The organism is Acinetobacter marinus, from assembly GCF_900096915.1.
Classification (GTDB): Bacteria; Pseudomonadota; Gammaproteobacteria; order Pseudomonadales; family Moraxellaceae; genus Acinetobacter; species Acinetobacter marinus.
In genome coordinates this window covers 35,091-48,597 of sequence record NZ_FMYK01000006.1, presented here as the reverse complement: position 1 = coordinate 48,597, position 13,507 = coordinate 35,091, and the positions used below count along the sequence as shown (strand labels likewise).

The 13,507-nt window shown below is 42.4% G+C and carries 13 protein-coding genes; 7 read left to right on the top strand and 6 right to left on the bottom strand.

The features are described 5' to 3' along the window. The first annotated feature begins 21 nt into the window (after positions 1–21). On the top strand, positions 22–453 hold the full coding sequence (locus BLQ60_RS10745) for an excinuclease (protein ID WP_378235240.1): 432 nt from the start codon (positions 22–24) through the stop codon (positions 451–453). 111 nt (positions 454–564) lie between these two features. On the opposite strand, the gene BLQ60_RS10740 is transcribed toward BLQ60_RS10745, so the two are convergent. Together BLQ60_RS10740 and BLQ60_RS10735 are read right to left on the bottom strand one after the other, a co-directional pair. Next, positions 565–2,694, bottom strand: a complete 2,130-nt coding sequence (locus BLQ60_RS10740; RefSeq protein ID WP_092620401.1) for a TonB-dependent siderophore receptor — start codon at positions 2,692–2,694, stop codon at positions 565–567. A gap of 146 nt (positions 2,695–2,840) precedes the next feature. Then, complete coding sequence (locus BLQ60_RS10735) at positions 2,841–4,670, bottom strand: phosphoenolpyruvate carboxykinase (GTP) (protein ID WP_092620159.1); 1,830 nt, start codon at positions 4,668–4,670, stop codon at positions 2,841–2,843. A gap of 366 nt (positions 4,671–5,036) precedes the next feature. Between BLQ60_RS10735 and BLQ60_RS10730 the strand changes: the two genes are divergently transcribed. The 5 genes from BLQ60_RS10730 (at position 5,037) to BLQ60_RS10710 (ending at position 9,836) form a co-directional block, all read left to right on the top strand. Next, the gene (locus BLQ60_RS10730) at positions 5,037–5,975 is read left to right on the top strand and encodes a diacylglycerol/lipid kinase family protein (protein ID WP_092620156.1); all 939 of its coding nucleotides are present in this window, start codon (positions 5,037–5,039) and stop codon (positions 5,973–5,975) included. Continuing rightward, the gene (locus BLQ60_RS10725; RefSeq protein ID WP_092620153.1) at positions 5,976–6,767 is read left to right on the top strand and encodes a metallophosphoesterase family protein; all 792 of its coding nucleotides are present in this window, start codon (positions 5,976–5,978) and stop codon (positions 6,765–6,767) included. A gap of 193 nt (positions 6,768–6,960) precedes the next feature. After that, positions 6,961–7,251 carry a co-chaperone GroES gene (locus tag BLQ60_RS10720; protein WP_092620150.1) on the top strand — a complete coding sequence of 97 codons (291 nt, stop codon included), beginning with the start codon at positions 6,961–6,963 and terminating at the stop codon, positions 7,249–7,251. 57 nt (positions 7,252–7,308) lie between these two features. Further along, positions 7,309–8,940, top strand: coding sequence for a chaperonin GroEL (gene groL, locus BLQ60_RS10715; RefSeq protein ID WP_092620147.1), 1,632 nt, complete (start codon positions 7,309–7,311; stop codon positions 8,938–8,940). Between the two features lie 347 nt (positions 8,941–9,287). Then, positions 9,288–9,836 (top strand): hypothetical protein, encoded by a 549-nt coding sequence (locus BLQ60_RS10710; RefSeq protein WP_092620144.1) that lies wholly within the window; start codon positions 9,288–9,290, stop codon positions 9,834–9,836. A gap of 68 nt (positions 9,837–9,904) precedes the next feature. On the opposite strand, the gene BLQ60_RS10705 is transcribed toward BLQ60_RS10710, so the two are convergent. Continuing rightward, positions 9,905–10,486 (bottom strand): peroxiredoxin, encoded by a 582-nt coding sequence (locus tag BLQ60_RS10705; RefSeq protein WP_244516029.1) that lies wholly within the window; start codon positions 10,484–10,486, stop codon positions 9,905–9,907. A gap of 97 nt (positions 10,487–10,583) precedes the next feature. Here BLQ60_RS10705 and BLQ60_RS10700 point away from each other — a divergent pair, with 97 nt between their 5' ends. Next, positions 10,584–10,820, top strand: coding sequence for a hypothetical protein (locus BLQ60_RS10700; RefSeq protein WP_092620141.1), 237 nt, complete (start codon positions 10,584–10,586; stop codon positions 10,818–10,820). 107 nt (positions 10,821–10,927) lie between these two features. Here the strand turns inward: BLQ60_RS10700 and recA are convergent, their stop codons facing one another. From recA to BLQ60_RS10685, 3 genes are all read right to left on the bottom strand, one after another. After that, the gene (gene recA, locus BLQ60_RS10695) at positions 10,928–11,980 is read right to left on the bottom strand and encodes a recombinase RecA (protein ID WP_092620138.1); all 1,053 of its coding nucleotides are present in this window, start codon (positions 11,978–11,980) and stop codon (positions 10,928–10,930) included. 284 nt (positions 11,981–12,264) lie between these two features. Continuing rightward, a complete protein-coding gene (locus BLQ60_RS10690) occupies positions 12,265–12,738 on the bottom strand; it encodes an RNA-binding S4 domain-containing protein (protein WP_092620135.1) in 474 nt (157 codons plus the stop codon). 47 nt (positions 12,739–12,785) lie between these two features. Then, a complete protein-coding gene (locus BLQ60_RS10685; RefSeq protein ID WP_092620132.1) occupies positions 12,786–13,496 on the bottom strand; it encodes an HAD-IA family hydrolase in 711 nt (236 codons plus the stop codon). Positions 13,497–13,507 lie beyond the last annotated feature (11 nt).

The following is a 13,507-nucleotide window of genomic DNA, read 5'->3' as shown; positions in this document are numbered from 1 at the left end:
AATAATACGATGTTGAAACAAATCAAGTTCAAACAAATCATGATTGCTGGGGCAATGTTGGCAGTGGCAGGTTTGGCACAGGCAAAAGATGATGCACATTATCTTGATTTTAATCAAGCGGTACAAAGTGCAGTTGCAGATGGGGCGATTGATGGCTCGGTCAAGTTTTATTTGGCTGGCACCAAATCAGGTGGAGCGATTGTCAGCAAAGGTTTGATCAGTAATAAAAAAACCAATGGTTTTGGCAAGTCAGCTGAGAAGGCATGTGATTGGGCTGTACGTTCTGCGATTATTCAGTTTCATGAGTCCGCCAAAGCACGTGGCGCCAATGCAGTAACTAATATTGTCAGTTTTTATAAGCGTAATGAATATAAAGACACCAGCAAATATGAATGTCACAAAGGTGGTGTGATCGCTGGCGTGACGTTGAAAGGCGATTTGGTGAAATTCTAAGTCATATATTGTTGGTATCACCCAAAAGTGGGTGGGTTAACAAAGCAAGAAAGGAGCATATGTTGCTCCTTTCTTTTGGTTTAAGTGCTGAAATCTATCTCATTCAAAGAATCAGTATTTAAATTTCAACGCTACGGTATAGTTGGCAGGTTCGCCATAGAATGCCTGACCATCAGGGAAACTATTAAGATATTTTTCATCGGTGAGATTTTTACCATTGGCTTGAATGGTAAGATGCTTATTCACTTCATAACTTGCCATTAGATCCAATAAAGCATAGGCATCTTGGCGAATTGTCGCATCAACAGTGGCGTCGTACAGATAAATTTTGTCTTGCCATCTCACACCCGCACCAACTTTCAGTTGCGGGAGCATTGGGAATTGGTAAGTCGCCAAGAGATTAATGGTTTGACTTGGATTATAAGTACGTGCATGTCCACCATTGACAAGATCGGTCAAGCTAAACTGTGTATAGCCAAAAGAAATATCTAAATTGTCTGTGAGTTTGCCTGCCAAGCCAACTTCTACACCTTGCGAGCGTAGATCACTGACATCTACTCGGCGAGATAAAGGATTACCATCAGATGAGCGTAGTGGATAGTTACTTTGCTCCGTTCTAAACACACCAAGCGTTCCCGTTAAACGATTATCTAGCCAAGCACTTTTTACACCAATTTCATAGCTTTCACCATCAATTGGTTTGAGTGCATCACCATTGGTGTCTACACCTGTTTGAGGGCGGAAAATCGAGGTATAACTCATATAACCAGTATATTCTGGGGTGAAGTTATAGGTAATTCCTGTATAGGGTGAAAATTCTTGTTCATCATAAGCCACCGAGCTACCGTATGAACTGCCATCGCTACTGGCATCAACATAGTTCCCACCAAGGATCAAACGCAAATCATCAGTCAGATGTAAGCGTGTTGCCGCATAAAATGAATGTATGGTTTGATCATAGTTTGATGCTTCGGTGAAATCCGACCAGCTAATATTTGTCGGTGTCCAGCTTGCCCAATTGGTCGTTAATCCACCGACCACATTGCTGTCTAAGATCGTGCCTGATTGCTCGATATCAAACTGATTACTTTTGGCATAGTTGTAACCAATAGTTGCTTCATGTTGGCGATTAAAGAGATTGTATTTACCTTGCAAGTTTAAATCTGCAAAATGATCTTCTTGATTTTGCTCACCGCCCCATGCCGTTAAAGAAACACCTGCACCGTCTGCTGTTGGGTAGCCGTAGTAATAGAGTAATTTACTTTGATATTCGGTTTTGGTGTAGTCATAGGTGAGTTTGGCGGTCCAATTTTCACCAAGTTCTTGTTTGAGTTCAATAAAGGCATTTTGAATATTATTGTCCCAAAATGCCCAATCTGGGTTTGGATTATAATCTTGGTCGTAACTCAGTTGATCGCCTGTTGCACTGAGTAGGGGTAATGCGCCCCAGTTATTCGCATTGGGTTTGGTTTGCATTTCACTATAACCAACGGTAAGTAATGTGCTGTCGGTTAAATCTGCTTCGATAATGCCCGCAAAGCCATTTTTTTCAGAACTATAGTGGTCTAGGTAGGAGTCACCTGTTTGTTCATAACCCATGACCCGAGCACGAACATGATCGCTGATGGCGCCAGAAGCATCGGCTTCGTAACGTACAGTGTCCCATGAACCATAAGAGATGCCGCCATTGGCTTGGAATTCTTTGGTAGGGCGTTTGCGAATATAGTTAATGGTTGCACTTGGATCACCAAAAGAATTGGTGAGCGCATCGGCGCCTTTAACGACTTCGACACGATCATAAAAATATGTGTCAGGGTTGGTATTGTTGTAATTGTAACCACTTTTTGGAAAACCCAATCCATCAATCAGGGTATTTGATATTTCAAATCCACGTGCCATGTAGGTAGTTCGATCGGTTTCTTGTGCAGTCACCGTCACCCCAGGTGTATTTTGCAGTACTGCTCGGGTAGAGTTTAATCCAAAATCTTCAATTTGCTGACGCGTAACCACATTAATGGTTTGTGGCGTTTCTTTTGCTGAAATATTTAACTTCATCGCACTGTTGCTATCTTCAACAATATACGACTTGGTCTGTTCAGAACTGGTGTCTTTAGTTGCAGTGACTTGGATCACAGGAAGTTGCTGTACCTCGTCCTCTGCAAAGACTACTGTCGAACTGAGTGCGCTCAGGGAAGAAATCGCCACAAATAATGCAGAGCGATGAAAAGGAGTGTGAAGCATCATAACACTATCCGTATATGTAAATGAAAAAATTTATTATTATCGTTAAACTTAAAAGCTGTATCAATACATGCGACAGACATTTTGTAAAATTTACTTACAAAAAAAAGACGCCGAAGCGTCTTTTTTATCAATAGTGTGACTGATTAAGCAGATTTCACTGCATCTAAAAGTTGAGATTGGCGATCTTTCAGTGCTTGTGGAAGGCGAGCACCGAGTTTAGTAAATAGCTCAGTGTGGCTTTCAAGTTCTTTGATCCATTGATCTTTGTCTTGCTTAGTTACTGTTTCAAACTGATCTTTCGTGAAGTCAATACCTGTCCAGTTCAGTTGTTCATAAGTCGGAACTAGACCAATCGGTGTATTCACTGCATCAGCACGACCTTCACAGCGATCAATGATCCACTCAAGCACACGCATGTTTTGACCAAAACCAGGCCATACGAAGTTGCCTTCTGCATCACGGCGGAACCAGTTGACATTGAAAATTTTTGGCAATTTATTACCAGCAGCTTCAGCTTTGGCACCAACTTGTTGACCAAGCTCTAACCAATGCGAGAAGTAGTCCGCCATGTTGTAGCCTGCGAATGGCAACATCGCAAATGGGTCACGACGCACAATACCTTGTTGACCAACAGCGGCAGCAGTGGTTTCAGAACCCATGGTTGCTGCTTTATAAACACCATCCACCCAGTCAAATGCTTCAGAAACTAGAGGTACTGTGTCTGCACGACGACCACCGAAGATGAACGCAGAAATCGGTACACCTGCTGGATTTTCCCAATCCGCATCAATCGAAGGGCATTGACCAGCCGATACGGTGAAGCGAGCATTTGGATGCGCTGCTTTTTCACCAGCAACGTGTGGTTGACCTTTCCAGTTGGTGAGGTTTGCAGGCGCTTCTTTGCTTAGACCTTCCCACCAGATTTCACCGTCAGCAGTCACAGCGACGTTGGTATAGATCACGTCTTTGTTCAAAGTTGCCATACAGTTCGGGTTGGTTTTGGTGTTTGTACCTGGTGCCACACCGAAGAAACCTGCTTCTGGGTTGATCGCATACAGACGACCATCTTCACCTGGTTTGATCCAAGCAATATCGTCACCAACAGTTTCGATTTTCCAGCCTTCATAACCTGCTGGTGGAATCAACATTGCAAAGTTGGTTTTACCACAAGCAGATGGGAATGCCGCAGCGATGTAGTGTTTTTCACCTTGCGGGTTAGTCACACCAAGAATCAACATGTGCTCAGCTAACCAGCCTTGCTCACGACCCATTGCAGAGGCAATACGAAGTGCCAAGCATTTTTTACCGAGCAATGCATTACCGCCGTAACCTGAACCATAAGACCAGATTTCACGAGTTTGTGGATAATGTACGATGTATTTTTCATTGTTACATGGCCAAGCTACGTCTTTTTGACCTTCTGCAAGTGGTGCAGCAACAGTGTGTACGCAAGGCACATATTCGCCGTCTGTACCGAGTACGTCATAGACTGCTTTGCCCATACGTGCCATTTTACGCATACTGATCACAACATATGGAGAGTCAGTCAACTCGATACCAATGTGTGCAATGTGGCTACCTAATGGACCCATAGAGAAAGGCACCACGTACATGGTACGACCTTTCATTGCGCCATCAAAGAGACCATTTAACTTTTCACGCATTACCGCAGGCGCTTCCCAGTTGTTGGTTGCGCCAGCATCTTCTTCATTTTCAGTACAGATAAAGGTACGATCTTCAACACGAGCCACGTCAGACGGATCAGAATTTGCCAAATATGAACCAGGGTGTTTTTCTGGGTTCAATTTTTGCATGGTGCCGTTAGTGATCATCAAGTCGATAAGACGTTGATATTCTTCTTCACTACCGTCACACCATTCGATTTTTGCAGGTTTGGTTAATTTAGCAATTTCCTCAACCCAAGCAATGAGCTTAGGGTGACGAACGAATTCTGGTGCGTTGACTTGGGTCATGATCAGGCCTACTTTTCTTGAAAAATGTACAAGCTGTACAGTGTGTTGTGTCGTTACAACAACGATAAATATCGATAAATTTTGGTTGGCATATTAAAACATATTTTCGCCAAAATAGGTATGCTGACTTGGTCGTAGATCATTTGCGTGAAGCGATAATATTTTAATAAGATATTGTTTTTAAAATATAAATATAAATTTAACGCTCTATAATTTTCACTAAATGTTTGGTATTTTAATCAAAAATACTTAAAAATAGTGTTATAAATCAATGCTTCATAAAATTTTACAGTCGTGCACTGAGATCTGTTGTATATTTGCAAAATAACAATGTCGAAATGATCAAAATAGGAATAGCAACAACAAATGTCAGCACCATTATCCATCATCATGAATGTGCGCTCAGGGCATCATGGTGAAGGTCATGAGATGGAGATGCGCTTAATTGCGCAGAGCTTAGAAAAGTCGCAGTTTGATGTGGAAATTTTTTTAACTGAAGAAAAATTTCCACTGAATCAATGTGTCAGTACCGCCGTTGCCAAACATCAAAGCTATCCGATAGGTCAGCGTGGCGTGATCGTTGCAGCAGGTGGCGACGGCACCATCAATGCAGTGGCGCAGGCGCTGATGCATACCGACATTGAGCTGGGCATTTTACCTTTGGGCACATTTAATTATGTGGCGCGAGCACTTCACATTCCTGTGACTTTGCCAGAAGCGGTGCAGAATCTCATCGATGGGGTGGCAAAACCGATTCATGTCGGGCAGGTGAATGACAAGATTTACCTGAATAATGCCAGTATCGGCTTGTATCCTGTGATGATCGAAAACCGAGAATATTATAATAAAAAGTTTGGGCGCTTTCCTTTGGTGGCTTATCTGTCAGGCTTGGCGGTGCTTGCGCAACCGCAGAAATATTATCGTTTAAAAATCCAAATCGATGGGCAAAAGCATCCGATCGCATCACCAATGGTATTCTTTGGCAATAATCAACTGCAACTGCAAGATTTAAAATTACGTCTTGCAGATTGCGCTGCAAAGGGCAAGTTGGCAGGTGTGGCAGTCGGTCATGTGACCCGTTTTCAGTTATTTCAATTGATGGTCAAATTGCTACAAGGTGAGCTGGAACATGCCAAAGATGTTTATAGTTTTTGTGCCGATGATGTGCAGATTTCCACCCAAAAACCTGAGATGAAAGTGGCGCTGGATGGCGAAATCATGCGATTGCGTACGCCCCTTAAGTTCCAAGTCGCTCATGATGCGATCAAAGTGCGTGTACCTCGGTCGAGCGTGGGAGGAGATTAAATGCTTCTTCATTTATCTGATTTGCATTTTGGTACCGAGATTCCTGAACGTGTCCAAGCGGTGAAAGATTTCTGTCAGCAACAGCAACCTGAATTGGTGATCGTTAGTGGCGACTTGACTCAGCGTGCTCGGTTTCAGCAGTTCTATGCCTGTCGTCAATTTTTAGAAAGTTTAAATATTCCGTATCTTGTTGTACCAGGTAATCATGATATTCCGCTGTATCATGTGTGGCGACGTTTTTTTAACCCTTTTGGGCGTTATCAACTGTTCTTTGGTGCAACGGAAAAGGAGATCGTTTCCGAGCACTTTTATGTGATTGGGGTGAATAGTATCCGTCCGAAATATCACACCAAAGGTTATGTTTCCACCAAGCAAATCGCAGAAGTCGAAGCCAAACTGAAAAGTGCGCCTGAGCATTTATATAAATTGGTTGCGGTACATCAGCCATTTTATTGTGAACCCTTTGATAAGCATGTTGAGGATTGTCCTGTATCAGGAGAAATTGCACTCAGGCATTGGGCGGATGCGGGTTTAAATGGTCTATTGCACGGACATTTACATCAGTCGGCGGTGTATCATCTCAATCAGTTTTATCATCTCGATGTGGCGCAATCGGTACTCGACATTCATGCAGGTACGACGTTTTCCAATCGTACTCATCACGGCGAAGAAAATGGCTTTAATGTGATTACTGCGCAAGGTGAAATTGATGCCTATTTATATGATGACACCTCGCAAAGTTTTCAAAAATGGAAACGGATTTGGCCAATAAATGAAGCATCTTTGGTTTGATGTCCAAAAAAAGCACAAAAAATTAAAAAAAATTCATCTTTGCCCTTGAAGCATCACGTTCAAACCCCACTTCAAAAACAAATCGAATTGTCATTGTTTTGGTTCATGTCATCTGTATGACGTTGAATCAGGACAATATGAAAATCTAAGCTAAATATTTGACTGAAAAAGTTAAAGCCTAATGGAGTTAAACATGAGTACTATTCGCCCATTGCATGACCGTGTTGTCGTTCGTCGTGTTGAAGAAGAAACTAAAACTGCTGGCGGTATCTTGCTGCCAGGTTCGGCTGCTGAAAAACCTGCTCAAGGCGAAGTGATCGCAGTGGGTAACGGTCAAATCACCGACAATGGTGTACGTGCGCTGGATGTGAAAGTTGGCGACAAAGTGTTGTTTGGTACTTATGCAGGCACGACCGTTAAAGTTGAAGGCGAAGAGCTTTTGATCATGAAAGAATCTGACATTTTGGCGATTCTTGAAGGCTAAATTTCAATTTATACAGTTTTAAGATAATCAAATTAAACAATATTCGGAGTAATACACATGTCTAAAGACGTAAAATTTGGTGCTTCAGCACGTGCAAAAATGATTGATGGCGTCAACGTCCTTGCCGATGCAGTGAAAGTCACGTTAGGTCCTAAAGGTCGTAACGTGGTCATTGACCGTTCTTTCGGTGCACCGCACATCACTAAAGATGGTGTGACTGTTGCCAAAGAAATCACATTAAAAGACAAATTTGAAAACATGGGTGCTCAGCTTGTTCGTGAAGTGTCTTCTAAGACCAACGATGTGGCAGGTGATGGTACAACGACTGCGACTGTACTTGCACAAGCGATCTTGGCAGAAGGCATCAAGTCTGTAACTGCGGGCATGAACCCTACAGATTTGAAACGTGGTATCGACATCGCGGTGCGTACCGTGGTTGAAAACATTAAGACGACTGCGAAAGCTGCCGACGACTTCAAAGCGATTGAGCAAGTGGGTTCAATCTCTGCAAACTCTGACAGCACAGTGGGTAAGTTGATCGCTCAAGCGATGGAAAAAGTCGGCAAAGAAGGCGTGATCACTGTTGAAGAAGGCTCAGGCTTTGAAGATGCGTTGGACGTTGTTGAAGGTATGCAGTTTGACCGCGGTTATATCAGCCCATACTTTGCAAACAAACAAGATACGCTCACTGCTGAGCTTGAAAACCCATTCATCTTGCTTGTTGATAAAAAAATCAGCAATATCCGTGAATTGATCACTACTTTGGAAGCCGTTGCGAAAACTGGTAAGCCATTATTGATCATCGCTGAAGATGTTGAAGGCGAAGCGCTTGCAACTCTTGTTGTGAACAATATGCGTGGCATTATCAAAGTCTGTGCGGTCAAAGCACCTGGTTTTGGTGATCGTCGTAAAGCAATGCTGCAAGATATTGCGATCTTGACGGGTGCTAATGTGATCTCTGAAGAAGTTGGTATGTCTTTGGAAAAAGCAACGCTAGAAGACTTGGGTACTGCGCATAAAGTGACTGTATCTAAAGAAAACACTGTGATCGTGGACGGTGCAGGTAATGCAGCGCAAATCGCTGAGCGTGTACAACAAATCCGTGCGCAAGTTGAAGAATCAACCTCTGAATACGACAAAGAAAAACTGCAAGAGCGTGTTGCGAAACTTGCTGGTGGTGTTGCTGTGATCAAGATCGGTGCAGCGACTGAAGTCGAAATGAAAGAGAAAAAAGATCGTGTAGACGATGCGCTTCATGCAACACGTGCTGCGGTTGAAGAAGGTGTGGTTGCAGGTGGTGGTGTTGCGCTGGTACGTGCAATCAAATCACTTGATGGTGTAACAGGTGCGAATGATGACCAAACTGTAGGTATCAACATCTTACGCCGTGCGATCGAAGCACCACTTCGTCAGATCGTTGCCAATGCGGGTGAAGAGCCGTCAGTCGTAATCAATGCAGTGAAACAAGGCGAAGGCAACTTCGGCTATAACGCTGCGACTGGTGAATATGGCGATATGCTTGAGATGGGTATCCTTGATCCTGCAAAAGTCACTCGCTCTGCACTTGAGCATGCGGCATCTGTTGCGGGCTTGATGCTCACGACAGAAGCAATGATTACCGATATCCCAGAAGACAAACCAGCTGCACCAGACATGGGCGGTATGGGTGGCATGGGCGGCATGATGTAATATCCGCTGATGCGATGTTTAACTGTGCATGTTTAATTGATACTATTTAGATTGATTCAATTAAATCTGCATCACGAACATCATGATGTATTTCAAAAAGTCGCTGAGAAGCGGCTTTTTGTATTTTCAGAAGATATTGAAAAGCACTATCTTTTCGAGAAGGGTTGTTTAGAATAAATACTTAAAAGATGCCTATAAAAGATACAGTGAAATATTTATTGTTCAGTGCCTGCACGATACTGCTCACAATAGTCTGCGCTTGTGAAAAGCAAGATACAGCCGATCCAAGCAGAAAAACGCCAAACATACAAACATCAAATACAGTAACGCAACTTCAAGATCAACGATTGCAACACGAATTTCAGCTTTGGAAAGAGCAGCAAAATCAGCAATTATTGATCGAATATCAACGCTATTTAGCACAGCATTTGCAACACCCACCGAGTTTATTTGAGCTCAGTTACAATCGCCATATTTCTAATGCGCAGTGCACGCCTTATCAGTTTGCCATTGCACCACGTCATCAGTGGGAAAATGTCATTAAGCCATTACAGTTGATTGAACGATTGCAAGCATTAGGTATTATCCATCATTATAAAATCGTGTCGGTATATCGTGGTGCAAAAGCGAACCAGTGCAGTCGAGGGGCGACAGGCAGTAAACATTTGTCCAATCATGCCGTCGATTTTCAGCTTGTTGCTTCAACATCACAAAATAGCAATCAGCCAGACACGGCGGTTTTACAGAAAATCTGTCAATTTTGGAAAAAAGAAGGTCGAGCATTAAAAATGGGCTTGGGCACATATCAACACAATAAGTTTCATATTGATACTTCGGGCTACCGCACTTGGGGGCAAAACTATAAAAGCGCAAGCTCGCTATGTTTGAAGCGATGACTTTTTATTATTTTGGCGTTGCTATGGTTGGATCAAGGTTACAGCTTTGCATCAGTGCTTCAATGATTTTATTTCTTCTGAAATTTTAAAATGTCATTTAAAACCTGCTTGGCATGAGTCTGTGAGTTCACACTCGTATAGTGATAAACAATCGTACCTTGCGGATCAATCAAGAAACTTTCACGCTTTGCCACTTTGGTGATGCCAAAGTTACGGACGATGCCAAACTGCTCAGCAAGTTGATGTTGATGATCAGCTAAGATGGGGAAGGGCAGTCCGAGTTTTTTTGAAAAAGCCTGATGAGATTTCACATCATCAAGGCTGACGCCGAGTACCACAGCATTGGCTTTTAAAAATTGCGGATAGAGGCTTTTAAATTGTTTGGCTTCTTCGGTACAGCCTGCGGTATTGTCCTTTGGATAGAAATACAACACTGTCCATTTGCCACGAGTATCTTTGCTTTGATGCCATTTGCCATTTTGATCTTGGAGTTTATAACTCGGTGCAACTTGACCAACCCATTGCTTTTGATCATTTTGTGAGGATTGGATAAGTGAGGTTTTGGCAATTGCTAAAGGCGTATAAAATATTGCACTATTGAGTATCAGCAGATGTAAGGATAAAAATCCGATATTTTTAATTGTCATCATATTGCACCGATTAAGTATGTGTTTTAATCATAATGGAAAATCTAAGAAATTTGAATCGTCGTCTGAGATCAGCATCTATATAATTGTGGGAAGATAAATGATCGATCTAGAGCCAAAAACAACACAAGCCAAAATACGACAACACCGAAGTTTACGTGCTTTTGGTGTGATTATTTTTATATTTTTAATCCTCATTATTTTCATTGAATTGATGAAAGATGGCACTGTGAATTGGCGATTTGTATTTTTGGCACTGATGTGTATTGCTGCCGATTATCGTTATAAGCAAGAGCTTAAATCAATACAGCAATCAAAAGTAGAAGAGCCACGTTAATTTTCGAAATTGAGTTAAGGGCGGGACATCCTAAATGCAATAAAAGCCCATGTATGGAACATGGGCTTTTAGATGAATGCTTTATTAATGAGGTGCTAAGTAAAGTCTTACTGTTCTAAACCAAACTCAGCATCTTCTTCAGTTTCAGCGTGTTGTGGTGGGACAGCAGGGACTTTTGCCAACATACGCTCACGAATAAGACCTTCGATTTGCTCAGCGATTTGTGGGTTTTCCTCAAGATAGCGGATGGTATTATTTTTCCCTTGACCGATCTTATCGCCTTGATACGAATACCACGCACCTGCTTTTTGCACAATGTCTTGTGCTACAGCAAGGTCGATCACTTCGCCGAGCATGTTAGTGCCTTTGCCGTACAGGATTTGGAAAAGCGCTTCTTTAAATGGCGGTGCCATTTTATTCTTCACGACCTTGACTTTGGTTTCATTACCAATGATCTCATCGCCTTCTTTGACCTGACCGATACGACGAATATCCAAACGCACAGATGCGTAGAATTTCAGTGCATTACCACCAGTCGTGGTTTCAGGGCTACCGAACATCACGCCGATCTTCATACGGATTTGGTTAATGAAAATCACCATACAGTTCGAGCGTTTGGCGTTACCCGTGATTTTACGCAGCGCTTGGCTCATCAAACGTGCTTGCAAGCCCATGTGTGAATCACCCATTTCGCCTTCGATTTCCGCTTTTGGCGTCAGTGCTGCAACGGAGTCAATAACGATCAAGTCGATCGCACCAGAGCGCACCAGCATATCAGCTATTTCAAGGGCTTGTTCGCCATTGTCAGGCTGTGAAACTAATAAGTTATCAATATCTACACCAAGTTTCTTGGCATATTCAGGGTCGAGCGCATGTTCTGCATCGACGAATGCGCAAGTGCCACCTTTCTTTTGACATTCTGCAATCGCTTGCAAAGTCATGGTGGTTTTACCTGAAGATTCAGGGCCATAAATCTCAATAATACGACCTTTCGGCAGACCGCCAATGCCCAAAGCAATATCTAATGTGAGTGAGCCAGTCGATACCGCTTCGACCGCTTGTACCGTGTTATCACCCAAACGCATCACGGTATTTTTACCAAATTGCTTTTCAATCTGGCTTAGCGCTGCGCCTAATGCTTTTGATTTATTCTCATCCATCTCATAACCTCAATATTGTGAACTTTAACTTTTTAACCAAAGTGGATGCCTTGTCTGCGTCGCAAGATCATTATTTTCATGTCAATTATTTAAAATCAATGACAGTTATCTAAAACGAATGACCGTTGGTTGGCAGTATCATGGCAGAATTTTAGCGATAAATCGAGTGTCGATTTCATACAAAACGACACCGTTTGTCGCCTATTTTTATCTTCAATTCTCCTAAATATTTTTAGCGATTTTCCATCATTTCATCCATCAAAATCTCTATGTGGAATTAACCATTAATAAGCATCATCATTGTGCCAATCTGCAACCGAATCTTGATTATTTTTCTCTTTAAATTTATGGATTTGCCTGCGATCTTTCTTACTCGGACGATGTTCAGGTCGAGCTAAATTGTGCAATTTTCGCTGTGAACTCAGTAGCTCACGACGTGCCACGCTCATTTCCGTTTCATCATAGAGTAATTGTGCTTGCGGTGCACCGCCACGCTGTGCAGACAGGGCTTTGATTTGCACAGTTTTTTTATCGAAACCTTGTTGAATAGTCAGCTCCATACCGATACGGACTTCTTTGGATACTTTGACCCGATCGCCATCGTGATGTACCTTGCCACCTTCAATGGCAGCTTTGGCGAGTGAACGGGTTTTAAAGAATCGTGCAGCCCAAAGCCATTTGTCGATGCGCATTGATTCTGCGCCATTTTCAGCGTTGTCGTTTCTAGTATTGCTTTCTTTACTGTTGCTTTTACTCATGTGTACTTTGATTGAAATGCCTTTTGTTGAAATAGTCGTTAAAACGATTATGTACCGTATAAGTTGCTAGATTTATCATCATCTAAATAATTCAGCAAATCGGTGAGTTGTTCAAGATGAATATAATTTGGATTCAAGTCAGTTCTCGTGGTACTCGAATCAGGCTCGCCAATACTGAATAGCTGTGCAATACCAAACTGTTTTGCGCTATCGAGCACTGCATAATTATCATCAATAAACGTCACTTGAGAAGCATCAAAAGGATGACGCTGTTGCAAGGTCTGCCAAAAGCGTTGATCTTCTTTTGCGTAGCCAATCGACTCACTGCTAATCACCTGTTTGAAATAAGGTCGAATCGGCACATTTTCAAGTTTTAAATCGAGCGTGACTTGATCAGCATTGCTGACAATCCAACATTCTATACCGAGATTTTGCAATGCATTCAACAATTCAAAACAGCCGAATCGTGGTGCGATGAGATGACGATTTTCTTGCTGTACGGCAAAGGCATCGACACCGATATGCTGTCGCCAAAACTTGGACGAGTACCAGTTTAGACTGCCTTGATATTGCACATAATATTGATAAAGCTGTGATTTTGCCTGCTCAAGTGTGGCTTGATGTTCAACTGCCCAACGCTCAGGCACCAGTTGCATCCAAATATAGGTATCAAATGCCAAATCCAACAACGTGCCATCCATATCAAAAAAGATGATCGGTTTTGAGATTTGCGCTGAATGATTTGCTACAGTAGTCATGGATAAATCGA

Coding starts and splice junctions, on each gene's coding strand:
- BLQ60_RS10740 (WP_092620401.1), bottom strand. CDS start 2,694: ATGCTTCACACTCCTTTTCATCGCTCTGCATTATTTGTGGCGATTTCT.
- BLQ60_RS10735 (WP_092620159.1), bottom strand. CDS start 4,670: ATGACCCAAGTCAACGCACCAGAATTCGTTCGTCACCCTAAGCTCATT.
- BLQ60_RS10730 (WP_092620156.1), top strand. CDS start 5,037: ATGTCAGCACCATTATCCATCATCATGAATGTGCGCTCAGGGCATCAT.
- BLQ60_RS10725 (WP_092620153.1), top strand. CDS start 5,976: ATGCTTCTTCATTTATCTGATTTGCATTTTGGTACCGAGATTCCTGAA.
- BLQ60_RS10720 (WP_092620150.1), top strand. CDS start 6,961: ATGAGTACTATTCGCCCATTGCATGACCGTGTTGTCGTTCGTCGTGTT.
- groL (WP_092620147.1), top strand. CDS start 7,309: ATGTCTAAAGACGTAAAATTTGGTGCTTCAGCACGTGCAAAAATGATT.
- BLQ60_RS10705 (WP_244516029.1), bottom strand. CDS start 10,486: ATGATGACAATTAAAAATATCGGATTTTTATCCTTACATCTGCTGATA.
- BLQ60_RS10700 (WP_092620141.1), top strand. CDS start 10,584: ATGATCGATCTAGAGCCAAAAACAACACAAGCCAAAATACGACAACAC.
- recA (WP_092620138.1), bottom strand. CDS start 11,980: ATGGATGAGAATAAATCAAAAGCATTAGGCGCAGCGCTAAGCCAGATT.
- BLQ60_RS10690 (WP_092620135.1), bottom strand. CDS start 12,738: ATGAGTAAAAGCAACAGTAAAGAAAGCAATACTAGAAACGACAACGCT.
- BLQ60_RS10685 (WP_092620132.1), bottom strand. CDS start 13,496: ATGACTACTGTAGCAAATCATTCAGCGCAAATCTCAAAACCGATCATC.